At 73.8% G+C, this 21,203-nt stretch carries 17 protein-coding genes; 7 read left to right on the top strand and 10 right to left on the bottom strand.

The annotated features are described in order from the left end of the window. Positions 1 to 27: 27 nt before the first annotated feature. Positions 28 to 966 carry an S-methyl-5-thioribose-1-phosphate isomerase gene (gene mtnA, locus ACWD0F_RS16380; protein WP_449876094.1) on the bottom strand — a complete coding sequence of 313 codons (939 nt, stop codon included), beginning with the start codon at positions 964 to 966 and terminating at the stop codon, positions 28 to 30. 32 nt (positions 967 to 998) lie between these two features. Then, on the bottom strand, positions 999 to 2,864 hold the full coding sequence (locus ACWD0F_RS16385; protein WP_449876096.1) for a CASTOR/POLLUX-related putative ion channel: 1,866 nt from the start codon (positions 2,862 to 2,864) through the stop codon (positions 999 to 1,001). 93 nt (positions 2,865 to 2,957) lie between these two features. Between ACWD0F_RS16385 and ACWD0F_RS16390 the strand changes: the two genes are divergently transcribed. Beyond that, the gene (locus tag ACWD0F_RS16390) at positions 2,958 to 4,505 is read left to right on the top strand and encodes a serine/threonine-protein kinase (RefSeq protein WP_449876098.1); all 1,548 of its coding nucleotides are present in this window, start codon (positions 2,958 to 2,960) and stop codon (positions 4,503 to 4,505) included. A gap of 60 nt (positions 4,506 to 4,565) precedes the next feature. Then, entirely contained in the window at positions 4,566 to 5,675 is a 1,110-nt protein-coding gene (locus ACWD0F_RS16395) for a DUF5925 domain-containing protein (RefSeq protein WP_449876100.1), read from the top strand. 127 nt (positions 5,676 to 5,802) lie between these two features. Here ACWD0F_RS16395 and ACWD0F_RS16400 read toward each other — a convergent pair whose 3' ends face one another. Both ACWD0F_RS16400 and ACWD0F_RS16405 read right to left on the bottom strand, forming a co-directional pair. Continuing rightward, a complete protein-coding gene (locus tag ACWD0F_RS16400; RefSeq protein ID WP_449876102.1) occupies positions 5,803 to 8,841 on the bottom strand; it encodes a DUF7824 domain-containing protein in 3,039 nt (1,012 codons plus the stop codon). Beyond that, positions 8,838 to 10,166, bottom strand: coding sequence for an SWIM zinc finger family protein (locus ACWD0F_RS16405; RefSeq protein WP_449876104.1), 1,329 nt, complete (start codon positions 10,164 to 10,166; stop codon positions 8,838 to 8,840). The genes ACWD0F_RS16400 and ACWD0F_RS16405 overlap by 4 nt, the downstream gene beginning before the upstream one ends. Before the next feature lie 83 nt (positions 10,167 to 10,249). On the opposite strand from ACWD0F_RS16405, the gene ACWD0F_RS16410 reads away from it, so the two are divergent. Genes ACWD0F_RS16410 through ACWD0F_RS16420 form a run of 3 tightly spaced genes read left to right on the top strand, consistent with a single transcriptional unit; the run spans position 10,250 to position 14,428 of the window. Beyond that, complete coding sequence (locus tag ACWD0F_RS16410; protein ID WP_449876327.1) at positions 10,250 to 11,305, top strand: C39 family peptidase; 1,056 nt, start codon at positions 10,250 to 10,252, stop codon at positions 11,303 to 11,305. Positions 11,306 to 11,309: 4 nt separating this feature from the next. Further along, positions 11,310 to 13,169: a prolyl oligopeptidase family serine peptidase gene (locus ACWD0F_RS16415; RefSeq protein ID WP_449876105.1), complete on the top strand. Its 1,860-nt coding sequence runs from the start codon at positions 11,310 to 11,312 to the stop codon at positions 13,167 to 13,169. Beyond that, on the top strand, positions 13,166 to 14,428 hold the full coding sequence (locus tag ACWD0F_RS16420; protein WP_449876107.1) for a M20/M25/M40 family metallo-hydrolase: 1,263 nt from the start codon (positions 13,166 to 13,168) through the stop codon (positions 14,426 to 14,428). Before ACWD0F_RS16415 ends, ACWD0F_RS16420 begins: the two co-directional genes overlap by 4 nt. An 83-nt stretch (positions 14,429 to 14,511) precedes the next feature. Here the strand turns inward: ACWD0F_RS16420 and ACWD0F_RS16425 are convergent, their stop codons facing one another. Continuing rightward, positions 14,512 to 16,041: an FAD-dependent monooxygenase gene (locus tag ACWD0F_RS16425; protein ID WP_449876109.1), complete on the bottom strand. Its 1,530-nt coding sequence runs from the start codon at positions 16,039 to 16,041 to the stop codon at positions 14,512 to 14,514. A 97-nt stretch (positions 16,042 to 16,138) separates the two neighbouring features. Here ACWD0F_RS16425 and ACWD0F_RS16430 point away from each other — a divergent pair, with 97 nt between their 5' ends. Both ACWD0F_RS16430 and ACWD0F_RS16435 read left to right on the top strand, forming a co-directional pair. Next, positions 16,139 to 16,804, top strand: coding sequence for a TetR/AcrR family transcriptional regulator C-terminal domain-containing protein (locus ACWD0F_RS16430; protein WP_449876111.1), 666 nt, complete (start codon positions 16,139 to 16,141; stop codon positions 16,802 to 16,804). Between the two features lie 71 nt (positions 16,805 to 16,875). Then, positions 16,876 to 17,466, top strand: a complete 591-nt coding sequence (locus ACWD0F_RS16435; RefSeq protein WP_449876113.1) for a TIGR03086 family metal-binding protein — start codon at positions 16,876 to 16,878, stop codon at positions 17,464 to 17,466. A 107-nt stretch (positions 17,467 to 17,573) separates the two neighbouring features. Here the strand turns inward: ACWD0F_RS16435 and ACWD0F_RS16440 are convergent, their stop codons facing one another. The 5 genes from ACWD0F_RS16440 to ACWD0F_RS16460 form a co-directional block, all read right to left on the bottom strand. Then, entirely contained in the window at positions 17,574 to 18,536 is a 963-nt protein-coding gene (locus tag ACWD0F_RS16440; protein ID WP_449876115.1) for a hypothetical protein, read from the bottom strand. After that, positions 18,533 to 19,387, bottom strand: a complete 855-nt coding sequence (locus tag ACWD0F_RS16445; protein WP_449876117.1) for an ABC transporter ATP-binding protein — start codon at positions 19,385 to 19,387, stop codon at positions 18,533 to 18,535. Before ACWD0F_RS16445 ends, ACWD0F_RS16440 begins: the two co-directional genes overlap by 4 nt. After that, entirely contained in the window at positions 19,384 to 19,776 is a 393-nt protein-coding gene (locus ACWD0F_RS16450) for a GntR family transcriptional regulator (protein ID WP_449876119.1), read from the bottom strand. Before ACWD0F_RS16450 ends, ACWD0F_RS16445 begins: the two co-directional genes overlap by 4 nt. Before the next feature lie 62 nt (positions 19,777 to 19,838). Beyond that, the gene (locus tag ACWD0F_RS16455) at positions 19,839 to 20,582 is read right to left on the bottom strand and encodes a DUF427 domain-containing protein (protein ID WP_449876121.1); all 744 of its coding nucleotides are present in this window, start codon (positions 20,580 to 20,582) and stop codon (positions 19,839 to 19,841) included. A gap of 27 nt (positions 20,583 to 20,609) precedes the next feature. Further along, the gene (locus ACWD0F_RS16460) at positions 20,610 to 21,197 is read right to left on the bottom strand and encodes a hypothetical protein (RefSeq protein WP_449876122.1); all 588 of its coding nucleotides are present in this window, start codon (positions 21,195 to 21,197) and stop codon (positions 20,610 to 20,612) included. Positions 21,198 to 21,203 lie beyond the last annotated feature (6 nt).

A 21,203-nucleotide genomic window follows, 5' to 3' on the forward strand; every position in this document is an offset into this window, starting at 1 on the left:
AGGTCCTGGAGATCGGAGATTTCGCCGCTAAGGCCTGATCACCCGCTTGTCCGTCACGATCGCGGTGATCAGATCGTGCGGCGTCACGTCGAAGGCCGGGTTCAGGGCCGGCGTGCCCTCCGGCGCCACGCGGACGCCCCGGAGGCTCACGACCTCCTCCGCGCCCCTGTCCTCGATCTCGATGTGCTCGCCGGACGGGGTGTGCTGGTCGATCGTGGACTCGGGCGCGACCACCAGGAACGGCACGCCGGCGCGTTCGGCGCCGAGCGCGAGCGCGTACGAGCCGATCTTGTTGGCGGTGTCGCCGTTGGCGGCGATGCGGTCGGCGCCGATGAGCACCGCGTCCACCTCGCCCCTGGCCAGCAGGTACGGCCCCGCGGAGTCGACGATGAGCCGGTGCGGCGCGCCCATCCTGCCCAGCTCCCAGGCCGTGAGCCGGGCACCCTGCAGAAGGGGGCGGGTCTCCAGGGCGAGCACCTCGGCCAGCCGCCCGCGCTCGTGCAGCGTCTGGACGACGCCGAGGGCGGTGCCGCGTTCGACGGCGGCGAGCCCGCCGGTGTTGCACACGGTCATGATCCGCAGCCGGTCGCCTTCGAGCAGGTCGGCGCCGCGCTCGCCCATGGCGACGCAGGCCGCGATGTCGTCGTCGCGCACGCGCAGCGCGGCGGCGAGCACGGCCTCGCGGCCCTGATCCTGGTGGGCCAGCGCCTGGTCGACGCCCCAGGCGAGGTTGACGGCGGTGGGCCGGGCGGCGCGCAGCCGGGCGATCAGCGCGGGGTCGCCGCCGGCCAGCACGACGCCGAGCGCCCCGGCCACGCCGAGCGCGGGCGCGCCGCGCACGGCCAGCCGCCGGATGGCGTCGACGAGCTCGTCGACGGTGTGGACGCGCAGCGTCACGCACACCTCGGGCAGCCGGGTCTGGTCGATGAGCTCGACGGCGCCGTCGACCCAGTCAATGGTCCTCACGGGGCACACGGTAACCCACCGCCCGGGGTCGCTCAGCGTTCGGCGAGCACGATCACCGAGTCCTTCTCGCCGAGGACGATGGTGTCCGCCTTGCCGGGGTTCAGGACGATGCCGTAGTGGGGCGGGTCGTTGCGCCCCTGGGCGTCGCGATAGCCGATGGCGGTCTCTCCCCTGCGGCGGGCGGCCTCCACGACCGTGGCGAACGTCACCTCCGTCCCCGTCCGGACGTACGAGGCAGCGGGGCGCGGATAGATCTCCGACCCGCGGGAGTCGAACAGGTAGCCGAACACGTCGGCGAGGTGCTGGTTCTCGGCGAGCTGGGCGAGGAGCAGGCCGATGACGGTGTCGCTGATGACGATGTCGTCGGCCTCGGTGACCTCGGCCAGGGCGCGGTTGTTCTCGTCGTGCATCTCGCTGACGATCGAGTAGTGCTCGCCGAGCACGCTCTGCATGTCGCGGAGCTGGAGCAGCGTCATGAGCGTGCGCGTGTCGGCGTGGTGGAAGTCGAACCGGTCGTCGGACAGCACGATGACGTGCTGGAAGAGGCCGACGCCGAGCGACTCCAGGGCGAACCTGTCGGTGGTGTCGCAGTCCTTGACGTTCACGGTGAGGTGGCGCAGCCCCGTGAGGTTGGTGCCCGCCTTGGGGTGGTCGGCGGCGATCTCCAGGACCGAGCCGGGGGCGACGTAGCCGTCGAGGTAGCGGACGATCTGCTCGGCCCTGCCGTTCCAGTTGAGCAGCAGTGTGCGCGCGGGTTCGGCGGGCGGGCGGGCCACGGTGACGATGGCGGACTCGTCCACGGAGTGCCGGCCGGCGGCCAGGCGGACGTGGGAGTCGTCGTGCGCGATGACGATGACCTGGTCGTCGGCGTTGACGACGGTGTCCATGGGCGGGTTCAGCACGACGCCGGACGGCCGGCGCAGGCCGATCACCGAGGCGGTCTGGTAGGCGTGCAGCGCCTCCCCGTAGGTGACGCCGACGAGCTTCTTGGGGGTGCGCAGATAGATCTCGCCGCCGTCGAAGTTCAGCAGGTCCATGCAGACCACCGACATGCCGGACTGCCGGGAGGACTGCACGATGAGCCGGGATGCGGTGTCGTCGGAGTCGACGAGGTGCACGCCGGCGCCGCCGGCCAGGCGGGCGGCGGCCAGGTTGCGGCTGGAGGCGAGGCCCGCGACCACCGGCGGATGCAGGCCGTCGCGCTTGGCCAGCGCCAGCAGGATCTTGATGACGTGCGCGTCCGGGTCCTCGCCCTCGGGCGAGAGGACGACGATGGAGCGGGCGGCGGTCAGGTTCATCAGCGCGAGGTCGCGCGGCTCGGTCGGCCGGCCGGTGCGGCAGACCACCCGCGTGCTGCCGAGGTCGCCGACGGCCTCGCGGATCTGCTCCTCCATCTCCAGCTTGTCCCGTTCCGCCAGGACGGCGATGACCGAGCCCTTCTGGCTGGCGTGCGCCTTGACCAGCTCCGCCACGATCGTGAACATCTGGTCCGACCAGCCCAGCACCACCGTGTGGCCTGACTCCACGATCCGCGAGCGTCCCCTGCGCAGGCGGTCGACGCGCTGCTTGAGCCCGTTGGACAGCAGGCCGACGAGCATGCTGACGATGAACAGGCCCCCCAGCGACCCGGCGAACATCACCGCCATGTACGCGAACGACCCCTTGTCGCTGGCGACCCTGCTCGGGGTGAGCGCGTGCATGAGGGCGATCCAGAGCACCTCCCCGGCATGGCCCACGCCCTCCGGCTCCTGGGGCGCCAGCCACAGCGTGAGGCCCGCGACCACGGCGATGAGCCCGGCGGAGGCCACGGCCAGCCAGCCGATCAGCGACGCCGTGCCCCTGGACATGGTGTTGTCGAACCAGTACCGCGTCCGCTCACGGAACGTGATCTTCGACACTTGCCGGATACCTCCGCGTAAGGAGTCATTTGACACAGCGACACACGGTACCGTGATCTTCGGATGCGCAGGAGGACCGGTAACGTGGCCGCCATGGTGACCCCCCTCACACCGGACGACCCGGCGGCGCTGGGCGGGTTGCGCCTGTCCGGCCGCCTCGGCGAGGGCGGGCAGGGTGTGGTCTACCTGGCCCACACCGCCTCGGGCGAGGCCGTCGCGATCAAGCTGCTCAGCGCGGGTGACCGGCAGACGCGGGCCAGGCTGGCGCGGGAGCTGGACGCGCTGGAGGGCATCGCCTCCTTCTGCACGGCGCGCGTGCTCGACGTCTCGACCGAGGGGGCGCGCCCCTTCGTGGTGAGCGAGTACGTCGACGGCCCCTCGCTCGCCGACCGCGTACGCGAGCGCGGCCCCCTGCGCGGCGGCGACCTGGAACGCCTGGCGGTCGGCACGGCCACGGCGCTGACCGCCATCCACGCCGCCGGGATCGTGCACCGCGACTTCAAGCCGGCCAACGTGCTGCTCGGCCCCGACGGCCCCCGCGTGGTCGACTTCGGCATCGCCAGGGCGGAGGGCGCGGCGACGCTGACCTCCGGGCTGATCGGCACGCCGGCCTACCTGGCGCCGGAGCAGATCGCCGGCTCGCCGGCGTCGCCGGCCTCGGACGTGTTCTCGTGGGCCGCGTCGATCCTGTACGCGGCCACGGGCACGAGCCCGTTCGGGGCCGACACCGTGCCGGCGGTGCTGCACCGGGTGCTGCACGCCGAGCCGGACCTGTCGCCGCTGCCGCCGCGTCTGCGGGGGCTGATCGGGTCCTGCCTGCTCAAGGATCCGGCCCGCAGGCCGAGCGCGCAGCAGCTCATGATGTCCCTGGTCGACCCCAACGCGGCGCCCCGGCCCCCCTTACCCGGCCCGCCCGGGCCTGCTCCTGCTCCGCAGGGGCCCGCTCCGGCTCGGCAGGGGCCTGCTCCCGCTCCTCCGCAGGGCCATTTTCCGGGAGCCGGCGGGACGACCGGGCCGCGGCGCCCGGACGCCCCCACGGCCGGAACGCGGCGCACCCGAACGCGTGGCGTGCTCGTCGGCGTCGTCGCGGCGGCGGTGGCCCTGGCGGCCGGCACCGTCGTCGTCCTGACGCTCGACCGCGCCCCGGCCATGAAAGCCGGTGACCGGTCCGCCTCGGCCGCGCCGCCCGCCACCGGCTCGCGCTCGGGTCCTCCCACCCCCGCCCGCTCGTCACCGGCCGAGACCGGCACCCAGACCGGCACCCTGCCCGCCACTGAGACCGGCACCGAAACACCGGCCGGCGCGGGCCCGAAGATCCCGGCCGCGTTCGAGGGCGACTGGTCGGGCCGCACCACGAGCACGAACCCCATGGACGACGGCGCCGAGAACACGGTGAAGCTGAAGCCCGGCGAGTCCACGGCCGCCTGGTCCGAGGAGAACGCCGAGGCCAAGTGCACGGGCACCATCACCCTCACCAAGGCGGAGCCCGCCCTCCTGACCTTCTCCCTGGGCGCGAACGAGGGCGGCTGCATCGCCGGCACCATCACGCTGGCGCTGCGGGGCGATGCCCTCACCTATACCTGGCGTGACGTCCCCGGCTTCGGCCTCGTCACGGAGACCGGGACGCTGAAGAAGAAGTGACCCCTGCTTTTCCTGTCAAACCCTTCGACATCCGCGGCCCTGGCATAGATCATTACGATTATGTCTGTGATCAGGGAGGTGCCGTTCCCCACCCCGGACTCCGCCGAGCTCCCGATGAACATCTGGATCGACGACGCCGACTCCGCCATCGACGTCATCGACGCGCTGGCGTTGTCGCCGTTCGCGACGGGGGCGCAGCCGTGGTCGCGGCTGGCCAATCTGGAGCGGGTGCGCCCTGAGGCCCCGCTCGCTCCCGAAGGCGGGCGCGTGCTGCGTACCGCGCGGGTGGAGGACGGGTCGGAGTCGCGGCTCATCAGCGGCGACGGCTGGACCCTGCGCGTCATACGCCACCGCAACCGCACGGCCACGGTCAGCGTCACGGCGGTGAACGAGGAGCTGGCCAAGACCGTCCTCGCGGAGAGCATCGACGGCGCGGAAGAGGCCATGCCGGAGGCCGACCACGTCGAGATGGGCTTCTGGTGGCGCGGCTCGCACGGCGGCACCCGCTCCGAGAAGCCGATCACGGCGCAGCCCTGGGACGAGATCAGCCCCAACTACTCCGCCAAGGTGCGCCCGGCCCTCGGCAAGCTCATGGCGATCACCCCGGCCGACGTCAACGGCCGGCTCATCCTCCTGCACGGCCAGCCCGGCACCGGCAAGACGACGCTGCTGCGCTCGCTGGCCAAGCAGTGGCGCGAGTGGTGCCAGGTCGACTGCGTGCTCGACCCGGAGCGCCTGTTCAACGAGCCGGGCTACCTGATGGAGGTGGCCGTCGGCTACGACACCGACGAGGACGCCCAGCGCTGGCGGCTGCTCGTCCTGGAGGACTGCGACGAGCTGATCAGCGCGGGCGCCAAGGCGCAGGCGGGACAGGGTCTGTCGCGGCTGCTCAACCTGACGGACGGCCTGCTCGGACAGGGCCGCGACGTCCTGGTGGCGATCACCACGAACGAGGACCTGACCCGCCTCCACCCGGCCGTCGTGCGTCCCGGCCGGTGCCTGGCCCAGATCGAGGTGGGGCCGCTGAGCAAGGACGAGGCCGTCACCTGGCTGGGCTCGCCGCAGGGCGTGGGGCCGTCGGGGGCGACACTGGCGCAGCTGTACGCCCTGCGATCGGGCCGCGAGATCACCCCCGTCACCGGCGACGAGTCCACGGGCCTGTACCTCTGACCTCCCACGCCGCGCATCACGACAGCGCGGCTCAGCCCAACGGGCCAGCACGTCAAGCCGGCGCAACGAGACGGCCCGGCAAGCCGGCGCAGCGCAACGGCACGGCAGGCCGGCACAGCGTGGCGCGTCACGACAGGTAGGAGTGCAGCCTGCGCGCCTCCCGTACGAAGGTGCTGGACGCCCGGCGCGCGGCGACCTCGGCCACGCACGGCAGCGCTCCCCTGGCCCCGGCCCACCGCGCCGCGCGCAGGGCGAAGGCGAGCCCCTGCGCGTGCCTGCTGTGCGGCCGCTCCCCTGGCCCCGGCAGGAAGACGGGCAGGAAGCCCGTCATGATCCGCCACACCTCCCGGTGCGCCCCTTGGGCCGCGGCGTTCTCCAGGGTCGCGAACGCCGGCCCCGGCCGTACCGACGCCCGGCGCACCAGCAGCGCCAGTTGCCGCCCGACCTCCTCGGCGGCCAGATCGCCACGGGCCGCCGGTCCGACCACCGTCCGCGCCCGCTCCTCGGGCGAGTCCGACCAGCTCTGGTCCGCCGCGGCGTACGCCTGGACGATCGCCAGGCCCTCGCCCGCGGGCCCGGCGGCCAGCGCCAGGGGGACCGCCAGGGCGGGACACATCTTGGGGGCTGCCTGCTGGTCGAGCAGGAGGGGCAGGAAGTGGAGGGCGACGACCTCCCGGTGGGACGGCATCACGTACGGCCACCACGGCAGGAACCCACCGTGGCCCTCCTCCCAGCGGCCGTGACCGGGATGGGCGAACAGGCCGTCGATGAGCGGCAGACCCGTCGGCGCGACATGGAGCCGCGGCACCAGCCAGACGCCTCCGAGCCGGGCCGGTTCGCGGTCGTCACGGTATTCCTCCGCGCCGCCGTCCATCCAGCCGACCTCGGCGACGGGATCAGGACGCCCGCCGTCCATCCAGCGTGCGGCCGCCCGGCCCGCCTCCGAGGTCAGCGCGGCGGCCCGCGCCACCACCTCGGGCGCGATCTCGCGCGGGAGCCGCAGAAGCGCCTGCTGCAGGTCGGCGGGCATGGCCTCGACGCCTGAACGCTCATAGCCCGCCAGCCGCTCGACCAGCTCCTCCGCGTCCACGTGACCGGTCCGCCCGGTGGGCTCGGCCAGCAGGTACGGCGGAAGCGCCACCCCGGCCTCGATCGCCGCGTGCACCTCGGCGAAGCGCCGCAACAGGAACAGGTGCGGCGCCGAAACCCCGGACGGTCCGGGCAGCCGACCCTCTCCGGCGTCACCGCCCTTCCAGCCACCGGCGGTCACGCCGGGAGCAGAGACACGAGCAGAGGGCGCGGCACCGGACACGGCGCCAGAAGTGGCGGCACGGGCAGAGGTCGTGGCCATGGACGCGGCGACGAGAGCGGGAGGGGCACCTGGGGACGTGGCCGATGAGCCTGCGCGGGTCAGGATCAGCCTGACGATCTCCCGGCACCACGTCCACGGTAGAGACCACGGGCGTTCCGGCGGGTGACCGGGCGGCCGTCCTCCGAACAACTTCGCCGCGAGCCCTTCCCGATCGCTGCCGTGCAGCCGGACGATCGCCGCCAGCCACGACTCGGTGGCCACCCACCCGGCCCTGTCCGGCCACTCCCCCAGCTCCGCCACGCTCCGGACAGGCGCCGGAAACGGCCCGGCCGGCTCCGGTCGGGGCAGCGGCACGGGCGTGAACCCGTCCTGGTCCGCCGTCCCCCCTGCCCTCTCCCCGGCCGTCCCTGCGGCCGTCTCCCCGCCGAACACCGCCGACAGCGTCTCCCCCAGCTCCGCCGGCAGCAGGCCGATCGAGGCGCGGATGGCCTGCGCGCCCGTGCCCGTGAACCGCTTGGCGTGCTTGACCGCCATCCGCACGGCCCGGCCCTGCACGTCGGACGACTCGCAGGTGAAGGCGTGGCCGAGGGCGGGGGCCAGCTCGTCGAGATCGCCGCCGGAATCGCGGGCCACCTCGTCGAACCACGTGAGCCCGGCCGTCACCAGCTTCCGCTCCGGCCGGAGCAGCAGCGCCCGCAACGCGTGCGACAGCTCGGCGGGGTCGAGCGTGCCGAGCCGGCGCAGCTGCCGCAACGCCGGCTCCGCCACGGGGCCGGGTGCGGCGGGCAGCAGCCGCAGGTAGTCGCGGGCGCGCGCGGCCACCTCACCAGGCGCCGGCGCGAGCAGCTCATGCAGGTGAACGAAGAAGCGCAGGTCTGCGGCGGGACCGCCGCGCAGGAACCGGCGCAGGCAACCGTCGAGCAGCAGGTCCCTGCCGATGGTGCCGTCGCGTTCCAGCTCGGTGAGAGCGGCAAGCCACGTGCCCGGCACGGCACGCACCCCTGCCGGAGCAGTGTCGGGCGCGGGGCGCTCCCCTGCCAGGGTTCTGCCGACGCCCTCGGCGTCGAACATCCTGGGCAGCAGCCGGTCGAGCAGCGGGTCGCCACGCAGGTCGGCGGAGGTGCCAGGGCTGCGGCTCACCCAGGCGACGAGGAGGGGGTCGTGTTCGGGCGGGGTGGCGCCGGTGCGGCGCAACATGGCCAGGGCGAGCGCCGCGTCGTCGTCCCGGCGGCGGCGCCTGCGGGCGTTGGGGCGGAGCCTGAGAGCGGCGCGGACGGCGAAGTCGGCCTGCCAGGCGGCGGGGCGCGTGGCGAGCACCCGTTCGAGGACGGCCGGGGTGTCGGCCGCCTCGTTCCAGCGGCTCTGGAAATCACGGCGGTGAAGCCAGTTCACCACCGCCATGACGCTGCCGATGGTCGCCGCGCCCGCCACCCGCAGGGGGCCGATCCAGTCCTCGTCGGGGGAAGGGGGCGAGGGCGAGTTCCAGGGGGCGTCCCAACGCCGGCGTTCGTGGTCGTGGACGATACGGCCGGTGGTCTTGCGGAGGTGCTCCTGCCACGCGGCTTCGCTCTTGCGTTCGTGCCGGGTCACGCGCTCCTGCCGCCTGGTCTCGGCGCGTCTCTCCGCCACGGCGATGTACGCGGGCAGCGCGGCGGCCACCTCGCGACGAGCAGGGTCGTCGAGGGCGAGCACACACGCGGCCACCCGCTCGGGGTCCCCCGTGTCAATGGCCGCCACCACCGCTCCCCACACCCCGGACGCCCCAGACCCGGGACCGGCGTGCCCCAGAGTGGTGGGCGCCGGAGTCGTGGGCGCCGGGGTGGTGGGCGCCGGGGTCGTGAGTCCCGGGGTCACGCGGTCACCTCGGCCGGGAGGCGGGCGGCGATGCGGGCCGCCAGCACGTGCTTGCACGGGCCCCGCGCCCCCCGGTGGTCGAACCACCACGGGCACGTGCAGGACCCTTCGGTGACGCGCACCCGCCGCACCCCGCCCTCCGTGGTGACCTCGGCGGAGTCGCCGTCCAGCCGCACGGCTCCCGACTCCGCCAGTGCCCGCGCCGCCGTCAGCCGGGGGTTGAGCCCGGCCACCTGCTCCCGGTCGTAGGGCAGCTCGCGATGGAAGTGGGCCGCCTCGTGCAGGTCGTAGCCCACCCGCCCGGCCGTGCCGAGCTGGGTGAGCGCCGCGCGCACCCGATCGAGGGGCAGGCCCGAGCGGTCGGCGAGCAGCCCCAGCTCGACCGTCGGCTCGAAGTTGAGCAGCATGCCGACCACGTCGGCGTCTCCGGCGGCCTCGTCGGTGGCCAGGTCGGACAGGACGGCGCCCTCGCCGGAGAAGCCGCGCCACGGCTCGGGGGAGACGGCGAGCGTGTAACGCATGCCGGGCAGCTCCAGCTCCCAGGCACTGGCGGTGGAGGAGCCGTCGGCCGGGCCGTACACGCGCAGGGCCTTGGCGAAGCGGAGCAGCGGCATCAGCGTGGCGATCCGCCCGGCGCCCGACAGGCAGACGCCGCCGCGTGCGGGGCCCGCGGCCAGGCGCAGGTCGCGGCCCGCCGGGACGGCCCAGACGGTGGCGCGGGCGGCGCGCGGGAGGGAGCGCAGGAAGCGTACGGCGTGCGGGCCGGTCAGCTCGGCCCGCAGGTCGAACCCCGCCGCGATCACCTGCACCTCCGCGAACCCCCGCAGCCACCGCGTCGGCAGCGGCACCTTCTTCTCCACGACGGCGCCGCCGAGCGTGGTGACCGCCAGCTCGTCGGGGCCGACGCCCAGGTGCAGCGGGTCACGGCCGCCCACCCTGGCCAGCGCCTCGCGCAGCGGCCCGTTGACGTCGACGTTGGTGGTGCCGCGGTCGAGCACGTCGCCGTCGAGCTCCTGCACGTCGAGCCGGGCGTAGACGCCGCCGCAGGCTGAGAACGACTCGAACCGCAACCGCCCGCCGTCACAGGTGACCACCGGGTCGCGGGTCCAGCCGGGCCTGGGCTGGTGGTAGCGGGTGAGCGCCACGTCGGCGACGGCGAGCAGCCCGGCCGCGGCGGGGGCGGCCTGGGTGAGCAGCCCGCTGAAGAACCGGGGATGGGGCTGGGGGCCGGATAACGCGGTCCCACCGGAGGTCGAAAGCCCGAGTCTGCCGTCGGCCAGCACGGAGGGACCGGCGTAGGAGTAGGCCTGTACCGCTTGAGTCATGCCCCGAACGATAGAGATCATCACCGACACAATCGGGCTGGTACGTAAACCATCCGATGTGCGACATGGTGTGCGAAACCACAATGTGCCTGGTGCTCACCGTCGATCTGGCGCGCGTCGTCTTCACCCGCTTCGCCGTGCCCGTGACCCCCGAGCCGGTCTGGACGGGCGAGGAGAGCCGGATCGGCTTCGCCGCCACCCAGCTCGTGCCCTCGTGGACCGCGCGCACCCCGCCCGGCGCCTGGATCGAGGTGGAGCTGCGGGCCAGGACCGCCGCGGGCGGGCTCACCAAGTGGTACGTCATGGGCCGCTGGTCCGAGCACGGCGAGCCGCGCACGTCGGTTCCGGGCCAGGGGGACGAGGATGGCGACGTGGCGGTGGACACGTTCGTGGCCAGGCGGCCGGTGGTCGCGTACCAGGTGCGGGTCACCCGGCACGGCGCGGGCGCCCGCGTGACCGGACTGGGCGTGATGGCGTCGGCGCTGCCGCGGCGGCCCGCGGCGCCGAGCGTCTTCGGCCGGGAAGGGCCGGTGGAGCTGGCGGTGCCCCGGCACTCGCAGTACGCGCACGCCGGGCGCCATCCGCGGTGGGACGGCGGCGGGGCCAACTGGTGCAGCCCCGCCTCGGTGGCCATGGTCCTCGGGTTCTGGGGGCGCGGCCCCGGCCCGGACGAGCTGGCCTGGGCGGGCGACGGCGATCCGGCGCCGATCGTGGCCGACGCGGCCAGGGGCGCCTACGACGAGAGCTACCAGGGCACGGGCAACTGGCCGTTCAACGTGGCGTACGCGGGACGGTTCGGGCTGGCCGGGTTCGTGACGCGGCTGCGCTCGGCGGTGGAGCTGGAGTCGTTCGTACGGGCCGGGATCCCGGTGATCACGTCACAGTCGTTCAAGGCGCACGAGCTGCCCGGCTCCGGTTTCTCCACCAACGGGCACATCCTGGTCGTCACCGGTTTCACGGCCGAGGGCGACGTCGTCGTGAACGATCCTGCCGCGCCCGGCCAGGACGAGGTGCGCAGGGTCTATCCGCGGGCCGCGTTCGAGAACGTGTGGCTCAGGAGCTCGGGCAGCGGCGGCATCGCGTACGTGCTCCATCCGCCCGAACATGCGCTTCCTCTTTGTACCGACGGCAATTGGTGAGTTGATGAGCATTCGACCGATCGACGTGGCCCGTACCGACGGCGGCCCCCAGTGGGTGGAGGCGGTGGCCACGCCCGCCGGCGTCGAGGCCTGGTGGGACGAGCCGCGTCCGCACGAGGGCGGCCGGCGCTGCGTGGTGCGCCGCCTGCCGGACGGCTCCCGCGTCGACGCGCTGCCTCCGGGCTGGAACGCGCGCAACCGGGTCATCGAGTACGGCGGCCGCTCCTGGCGCCCCCTGCCCGGCGGCGGCCTCGTCTTCACGAACTGGGCCGACCAGCGCCTTTACCGCCTCGACGCCGGCGGCACGCCCGAGCCGATCACCCCGGAGGGCCCCGCCCGGTACGCCGACCTCTACCTGCCTCCCGGCCGGGACGAGGTGTGGGCGGTGCGCGAGACGCACGACGTGCGCGACCTGGTGGCGGTGCCTCTGGACGGCGGCCCGCTCACCGTGATCCTCAAAGCCCACCATTTCCTGATGAATCCCAGAATTTCGCCCGACGGGCGAAACGTCGCCTGGATCGGCTGGGACCACCCGAACATGCCCTGGGACGGCACCGAGCTCTGCGTGGCCCCCCTGGCCGGCGACGGCACGGCGGGCGAGCACCGGGTGGTCGCCGGCGGCCCGCAGGAGTCGGTCGCCCAGGCCGAGTGGCGCGACGACGCCACCCTGTACGCGGCCACCGACCCCACCGGCTGGTGGAACATCCACCTGATCCCCCTCGACGGCTCCCCCGGCCGCAACCTGACCCCGATGGAGCTGGAGTTCGGCGGCGCGGCCTGGAAGCCGGGCATGTCGTACCTGGCGGTGGCCGGGGACGGCCGCCTGGCCGTGGTCTACGGCACCGCGGACCACCGCCGCCTCGGCGTGCTGGACCCGGAGAGCGGCGACCTGACGGAGCTGGGCGGCTCCGCCACCCACTGGGCGTCGAGCGTGTCGGCGGCGGGCGGCAAGGCGGCGGCCGTGGGGGCGACGCCGTACACGCCGATGGAGGTGCGGCTGGTCGACCTCGGCGACGGCGCCCACGAGGTGGTGTCGGCCCCCAAGCCGCTGCCTGACCGCGCCCTGCTCCCCACCCCCGAGACGGTGACCGTCGAGGGCGTGCACGCGCACCTCTACCCGCCGGCCGGCGGCCAGGGCCCGCAACCGTACGTGATCTTCGTGCACGGCGGCCCGACCGGCAACCTCCCCATCGTGCTGGACCTGGAGATCGCCTACTTCACCAGCAGGGGGATCGGCGTCGCCGTGGTGAACTACGGCGGCTCGACCGGCTACGGCCGCGCCTACCGCGAGCGGCTGCGCCACCAGTGGGGCGTGGTGGACGTGCAGGACTGCGCCAAGGTGGCGCGCGGCCTGGTGGAGCTGGGCCGGGCGGACGCCGCCAAGCTGGCCATCCGGGGCGGCAGCGCCGGCGGCTGGACCACGGTGGCGGCGCTCGTGCACAGCGACGTGTTCGCGGGCGGGGTCGCGCACTACGCGATCACCGACCCGGAGAGCTGGGCGGCCGAGACGCACGACTTCGAGTCCCGCTACCTGGACGGCCTGGTGGGCCCGCTGCCCGAGACGCGCGAGCGCTACACCGAGCGCTCCCCGCTGCTGAACGCCGGCCGCGCCTCGGGCCCGTGCCTCATGCTGCACGGGCTGGAGGACGCGATCGTGGACGTCGGCCAGGCCGAGCGGTTCACCGCCGAGCTGGACAGGCACGGCAAGAGCTGGGCCCTGCTCACCTTCCCCGGCGAGCAGCACGGCTGGCGCAGGGAAGAGACCATCGTCGCGGTGCTGGAGGCCGAGCTGGCCTTCTACGGGTTGCTCTTCGGCATGGAGACGCCCGGGGTGCCGCCGCTCACATTGAAAGGAAGAGCGTGAAGAGCGTTGCCGAGATCTGCTCGGATCTGATCAGGTTCGACACCACCAACCCGGGCTCGGGTGAGCGCCCGGCGGCCGAATACGTCGCCACGCTGCTCGCGGACGCGGGACTGGCGCCGGTGGTGTTCGAGTCGGCGCCGAAGCGGACCACCGTCGTGGCCAGGATCGACGGCGACTCCTCCGACGCGCTGCTGATCCACGGCCACCTCGACGTGGTGCCCGCCGACCCGGCCGAGTGGCGGATGCACCCGTTCTCCGGGGAGATCACGGACGGCTGCGTGTACGGCCGGGGCGCGGTCGACATGAAAGGCTCGTGCGCGATGACCCTCGCCACGGTGCTCGACCTGGCCGCGCGCGGCGTGCGGCCCAGGCGTGACCTGGTGCTGGCGTTCCTGGCGGACGAGGAGGCGACCGGCGACTACGGCTCGCGGCACGCGGTCACCGAGCACCGCGAGCTGTTCGACGGCGTGACCGAGGCGATCAGCGAGTCGGGCGGCTTCAGCGTGGCCTCGGGCGAGCACCGGGTCTATCCGATCGCCGTCGGCGAGCGGGGCACCGCGTGGATGAAGCTCACCGCGCACGGCGTGGCCGGCCACGGCTCGCGCCCGCCCGTGGACAACCCGGTCGCGACGCTCGTGCACGCCTTGTCGCGGGTGGCCGCCCATTCCTGGCCGGTACGCCTGACGCCGCCGGTCGCGGCCCTCCTCCAGAGCCTGTCGGAGATCACCGGCCAGTCGATCGACCTCGACCGCCTGGACGCCGAGGCGACCCGGCTCGGCCCGCTCGGCGGCCTGTTCAGGAGCCAGATCCGCAACTCGGCCAACCCGACGATGCTGGACGCCGGCTACAAGGTGAACGTGGTGCCCTCCACCGCCGAGGCGCACGTGGACGGTCGCTATCTGCCGGGCCAGCGGCAGGAGTTCCTGGAGACGATCGACGCGCTGCTCGGGCCCAAGATCACCCGGGAGTTCGTCAACCTGGAGGACGCGCCGGACGCGCCGTTCCCGTCGCCGTTCTTCGACGAGCTGGCCGGGTCGCTGGTGGCCGAGGATCCGCTGGCGCGGCCGGTCCCGTACGTGATGAGCGGCGGCACCGACGCCAAGTCGTTCGCCCGGATCGGCATCAAGGGGTACGGGTTCGCGCCGCTCATGCTCCGGCCCGACCTCGACTACTTCGGCATGTTCCACGGGAAGGACGAGCGGGTGCCGGTGGAGGGCCTGGAGTTCGGCACCCGCGTCCTCACCCGCCTGCTCACCTGACCGGTCCACACCGGCCGGGCGTCACCTGACGCCCGGCCGCACCAGACCGATCATCACCAGACCGAACCTCACCGGAGCGAACCTCATTGGGGCGGGCCGAACCACGTGGTGAGCGCCGCGCCGAGCCCGTCCCATCCGCCGGTCCAGGCGACGTAGCCGTCGGGCCGCACGAGCAGCGGCTCCGTACCGGCCGCACCGTCGGAGGCGGCGGCGGCGCGGACGACCCGCACCCGGTCCCGGTGACCGGCCACGGCGCCGCCGGGCGCGTCACCGGGCCGCCCGCCCGCGGGCTCGACCAGCACCCCGAGCCCGTCCCGCAGCACCTCGGCGAGCGCACGGGCCGGGCCCGCTCCCCCGCCGGGCTCGACCACCTCCAGCGCCGGCGCGAACCGTCCCACGCGCGGATCGGCCGACCCCGGCGCGTAGTCGGTGTCCGTCCCGTCGACCATCCCGCCGAAGTGCCGCCCCGCGTCCGGCAGCGCCATCACCTCCGACAGCACCTCCCGCAACGCGTCCACGTGCGCCCCCGGCCGCATGAGCGCCACCTGCGCGCGGGTGTTGCGCAGCACCCTGGCCGCCACCGGATGCCGCTCGGAGGTGTAGGTGTCGAGCAGGCTCTCGGGCGCGCGCCCCCGCGCCACCAGGGCGAGCTTCCACCCGAGGTTGAGCGCGTCCTGCAGCCCCAGGTTGAGCCCCTGCCCGCCGATCGGCGAGTGCACGTGCGCCGCGTCCCCCGCCAGCAGCACCCGCCCCATCCGGTACGCCGCCGCGTGCCGGGTGTTGTCGCTGTAGCGGATCCCGGTCTCCAGCCGCTCGACCACCACGTCGAGCCCGGTCACCCGCCGCAGGCTCTCCTGCAGCTCCACGGCCGTCATCGGCGCGTCCCGATCGCCGGGCCCGCCGGCGTACTCGATGGTCGCGACCTCGCCCGGCACCAGCGAAAGGTTCACCAGCCCGCCGGGGCCGCGCAGCGACGAGGTGAGCGCGCCCGGGTCGGCGAGCTCGGCCACGGCGGTCCGCCCGGTCATGGTCGCCTCCGTCCCCTCGAAGGCGAACCCCGTCCGCTTCCGCACCACGCTGCGCCCGCCGTCGCAGCCCACCAGGTAGGAGCCCCGGAAGACCCGCCCGTCGGCGAGCGTCGCGACGACGGCGCCCGGTTCCTGGACGACGTCCGCCACCGTGCTTCCCGGCAGGACCCGCACCCCCAGCTCGGCCGCCCGCTCGGCGAGCACCGCCTCCAGCCGGTGCTGCTTGAGCATGAGATAGTCGGCGCCGCCCTCCATCTCCAGCAGCGGCAGCCCGCTGAAGTGCCCCTTCATCAGGCCCTTGCCGAGCAGCTCCACCATCATGGCCACCAGGTCGGCCCCGGCGGGCTCGCGCCGGTCGCCCAGCTCGTCGAGCATCGCCCACTGCTCCTTGGCCACCGGCTCGTCCAGCCCGCGCAGGGCCAGCGACCGCACGGTGCGCGCGTTGAGCGAGCGCAGGCCGAGGCTGCGGTTGGGGACCGCCTGCGTGGCCGCCTCCAGGACCAGCGGGTCGGCCCCCGCCAGCTTGAGCTCGCACGCCAGCAGCAACCCCACGGGGCCGCCACCGGCCACGATCACGTCCGTCATTCGCCGATCTCCTCTACTTACAGTGTATGCTTACGCCGTAAGTAGAACACATACACCGTAAGCTTTGTCAACCGGGAAAGGGCGAGAGGAGCAACGGATGACACGGCGCGAGCCGCTGAACAGGGAGAAGGTCCTGGACGCGGCCTTGGAGCTGGCCGGCGAGGTGGGCCTGGAAGGGCTCTCCATGCGCAAGCTGGCCAAGAAGCTCGGCGTCGAGGCGATGTCGCTCTACAACCACGTCTCGAACAAGGCGGACATCCTCGACGGCATCGCGGAGCGGGTCTTCGGGCAGGTCGAGCGGCCCGACTCCGAGCTGCCCTGGCAGGAGAAGGTCCGCCAGGTGGCGCTGAGCACCTACCGGGTCTTCAGCAGCCATCCCGTGGTGCCGCTCGCGCTGATCACCGACCAGTCCAACCCGACCTCCGTACGCGCACTGGGGGCGATGGACGGCCTGGTGGGGGCGCTGTTCCGGGCGGGGTTCGACGAGGTGGGCGCGTGGCGGGCGCTGGGGGCGGTCAACGGGCTGGTGTTCGGCTGCCTGCTGATGACGACCGGCGGCTTCACCGGCGATCCGAAGGTGCACGCGGGCCAGGAGAACGTCGGCGCGTACATCCGCGACATGGACCCGGCGGCGTTGCCGCACTTCAGCAGGCTGCTGCGGAGCACGGACCGGGGCGTGGACCCGGCGGCGGACTTCGAGTGGGCCCTGGACCGGCTGATCGAGGGCCTGATCGCGGAGGCGGCCCAGCTCCGGCCCCGGTGATGCGCTCACCAATAGTGGAACAAATCATTCCGTTCTGATAGAGTGATGTCACCACGAAAGGGGCATCACACATGAACAGCACTGGTTGGGACACCCTGGACGCCTCGCACGAGGCGCTGCGTCAGGCCGTCAGCGGCGTGCCCGCCGACGGCTGGGACCTGCCGACGTCCTGCTCGGGCTGGAGCGTCGCCAAGGTCTTCCGGCACGCGGCCGGCGACCAGCTCGGCTTCGCGTCGGCGCTGACCGGCGAGCCGGGTCCGTCGTTCGACCCGTTCGACCCTCCGGGCGGGCCGGTGGCGAACCCGTCGCAGGTTCTGGAGGAGGCGCTGGCGCGCTCGGCCGCGGCGTGGGCCGCGGTCGACCCGGACGCCGCCGAGGTGGCGACGCCGGTGCCGCCGCACAAGATGACGCCGTGGTCCGGCTCGACGGCGTGCGCCCTCGACGCGGCCGTGCACGCCTGGGACATCGCCGTGGCCACCGGCGGGCCGTCACCGCTCACGCCCGAGCTGGCCCGGCCCCTGCTGAAGGTCGCCAAGGAGATCGTCGAGCCGCTGCGCGCCTGGGGCGCGTACGCGGCGGCGCTCCCGGCCGAAACCGGGGACGACGACGTGGCGACACTGCTGCGCTATCTCGGCCGCGACCCGCGCGGAACCACGCGCTGACGCGCCGGCCGCCGCGGGCCCGCCGCCCACCACGGCGGGCCCATGACGCCAGGCCCACCACGGCGCCGTCACGGTGGGCCCACCGCGGTGGCCCGTCAGGTGACCCGTCAGGCGGCCCGGCACAGTGTGCGCCATACGGCCAGGCCGCCGAGCATCGACGACGCGGCCAGCAGGATCCCCGCCTCGGTCCACTGGAAGCGCCAGAACCGGGACGGCGGATGGAAGTACACCGCGTAGGTGTAGCCCTTGCCGAACAGGCAGCTCTGCCACGCCCGCGCGTTCCTGTCGCTCTGCCCGGCGTCCGCGCGCCGGGGGCAGCCGCTGCCGGCCGGATCGGCGACCTCCCGCCCGGCGGGCTCCACCCAGGCGGCGCGCACCAGCCGGACGTCGGGGTCGTCCAGCACCACCGTGCCCGACAACACCGCCCGCGCGGGCTCGGCGTAGCCGTCGCTCAGGGCGAACAGCACGAACATCGTCGCCGCCACCCCCGCCACGACCACCGCCATGGCGGGCAGCGTGCGCCGGAACACCGTCCCGGCCGCCGCGCCGAGCGCGAACGCGTAGAGCCACCACGCCGCCGGCGCCACCCCGACCATGTTGAACACGCCGATGTTGCCGAAGGAGGAGTCGATGCCGTCGCGGAACACCGGCCGCCACAGGCTCACCATCAGCGACAGCAGCAGCCCGCCCGCCACGACCGCCCCGCCCAGCACGGACAGTTTGACCGCCAGCCAGCGCCACACGGGCACGGACTGGGTCCAGGCCAGCCGGTGGGTGCCGCGTTCGTACTCGCGGCCGAGCAGCGGCGCTCCCCAGAACGCGCCGATCAGCGCGGGCGCCACCAGCGGCATCCAGCCGAACACGGAGTAGACCGCGTCGTAGCGCCGTCCCAGCGCCACCGCGAGGTCGCCGCAGGCCACCGCCGGCCCCGGGCAGCCGGGCGGGGCGTGCTCGCCGAGGTAGGCCCCGGCCTCGATCGCGGACGCGAGCAGCAGCGCCCCCAGCAGCACCAGGAAGGCGGCCGTCAGAAGGATCTGCGCCCGGTGCTGGCGCCAGGTCAGCCAGATCACGCGCCCACCTCCGCCAGGCCGGGCAGCGCCGCCGACCCGGGGCTGCGCAGATAGCCCACGACGAGCTCCTCCAGCCCCGCGCGCCGCGCCCGCCAGCGCGGATCGAGCGGCGGCGCGCCCCTGACGAGCAGGCCGGCCTGCCGGCCCGTTCGGCCCGCGCTCACCACCTCCGTCCCGGCCGGCAGCCGGTCGGCCAGCTCGGCGGGCCCGGTCAGCACGTGGTGCCCGTCGAGCAGCTCGTCGATGTCGCCGCTGACCTGGAGACGGCCGCCGTTCAGCACGATGAGCCAGTCGCAGGTGTCGCGCAGATCGGAGACGACGTGCGAGGACAGCAGCACGGTCAGCTCCCGCCCCGCCACCTCGGCCATGATCGCGCGCATGACGTCGTGCCGGGCCAGCGGGTCCAGGTTGGCCAGCGGCTCGTCCAGCACGAGCAGGTCGGGGCGCCGGGCCAGCGCGAGCGTGAGCGCCACCTGCGCCCGCTGCCCGCCCGACAACCCGCCCGCCTTGCGATCGAGCGGGATCCCCAGCGCGCCGAGCCGGTCGCGGGCGGACCGCTCGTCCCAGCGGGTGTTCGTCCGGCGGCCGAACGTGAGCGTCTCGCCGACCGTGAACCCGTCGTACAGCGGCTTGTCCTGAGCCACGAACGCCACCTCGCCGGGCCCGCCGACCTGTCCCCGCGTGGGCCTGATCAGCCCGACGGCGGCGTGCATGAGGGTGGTCTTGCCCGCGCCGTTCGGCCCGACCAGCGCCGCCACCCGGCCGGCCGGCACGGCCAGCGAGCAGTCGCGTAACGCCCACGAGCGGCGGTAGCGCACGCCGAGCCCGGTGGCCTCCAGCGCGGGCCTCACGCGGCCCCCTCCTTCGCGGCGTCGGCCAGCACCACGGCGAACAGCGCCCGCAGATCCTCCTGGTCGAGCCCCGCCTGCCTGGCCTCGCGCACCCACGACTCCAGCCCGCGCCGCAGGCGGGTGTGATCGGCGAGCGTCGCGTCGCGGATGCCCTGCCGCACGAACGTCCCCAGCCCCGGCCGCCCCTCGACCAGCCCCGCGCGCTCCAGCTCGCGGTAGGCCTTGAGCACGGTGTTGGGGTTGATGGCCAGGCTCTCGACCACCTCGCGGGCGGTGGGGAGCTGGTCACCCGGCCGCAGCGTGCCGAGCCTGAGCGCCTGCTTCACCTGGTGGACGAGCTGCAGGTACGTCGACACGCCGGAGCCCCGGTCGAGCTGGAACTCGATCACGAAAACACCCTTTCACTATTCGAATAGTGAAAGGGTGTTATATCGGCGGGCCGCCTGTCAACTCAGCCGAACTTGCTCTTCGGGCGCTCCTCCAGCTCACCGTCGAGGTAGATGTCGAGCTTCTCGTTGTAGAACGCGATCAGCCCGGCCACCCGCTCGCTCTCCGGCAGCGGCGTCCGGTAGGACCAGGCCAGGTCCTTCTTGCCGTTCACCGACCAGTATTCCGCCGTCCCCTTGTAGGGGCAGTGGGTGGCGGTGTCCGTGGCCTCCAGCAGGTCGAGGCGCACGTCCGTCTTCGGCAGGTAGTAGCGGGCGGGCAGCCCGGTCTCGAAGAGGATGCGGGCGTTGCGGGAGTCGGCGACGGTGACGCCGTCCACCTCCACCCGCACGTGCCGCGAGCTCGGCAGGACGTCCACCCGGGTGTACGGGTCGCGCGGGTGGAAGTAGACCTGCTCGTCCTCCTCGAACCAGGCGTCCATCGCGTCCCACGCGAAGCGGACGTGGCCGCGGATCTGCTCCAGCGGCGACTCCGGATAGGCCAGGGCCGCGCCGTCGGCCTCCTTCGTGCCGGAGGCGACCGTGTAGACCACGGCGTCGCCCCTGCTCGGCGAGTGCTCGACGGCTCCGGTCGCCTTGAGCGCGGCCTCGTCGACGTCTTCGAGCGGGAAGTAGTAGGTGGGGTAGTAGGGCACCTCCCACACCAGGAGGGCGGAGGTGGTGTCGGCCACCACCCGGCCGCCGAGGTAGGTCCTCACACGCTTGGCCGTGCGCTCGGCGCGTACCCGGCCGCGGTTCGTCGCATCCATGTTCGCGGAACCCCGGCGGGACCGCGCCTATTCCAGGCCGAAGGCCACCAGCGTCGCCCACGTCGTCAGGGTGCCGGCCACCGCACCCGCGACGACCTGGGCCAAGGTGTGGTGCGCGAGGCGCACCCGGGCCCAGCAGACCAGCGCCACGACGGCGGCGCCGACGATCGCGGCCGGCCAGAACGGGAGCACGTGCGCGAGCACCACGACGGTGCCGGCCGAGACGGCGGCGTGGAAGGAGATCTTCCAGCGCAGCGTGATCGGCACGGTCACGGCCAGCGCCACGAGCATCGCGGTCACGGTGGCCACGAGCAGTGTCGGCGCGCCCATCACGACCAGCAGCGCGAGGGCCACCAGCACGGCGGCCACGGCGGCGAGCAGCGGGCCCGTGCGGCGGGTGCGGTCGACGATGTGGTGGGAGTCGAGCCGGCCCGAGCGCACGCCGACGGCGATCACCGCCGCCGGGACGCCGCCGCAGAACGCCGAGGCCACCAGCCCCCACGCCGCACCGCTCCACCCCTGCGCGAGCAGGCCGACGGCCGGCGGCATGACGATGACCAGCACTTGCGGCGCCAGCACATTGGTCACCCGTCGCGCCACCAGGTCGGCCATCATGTCTCG

The sequence above is a fragment of the Nonomuraea sp. NPDC002799 genome (genome assembly GCF_053592075.1).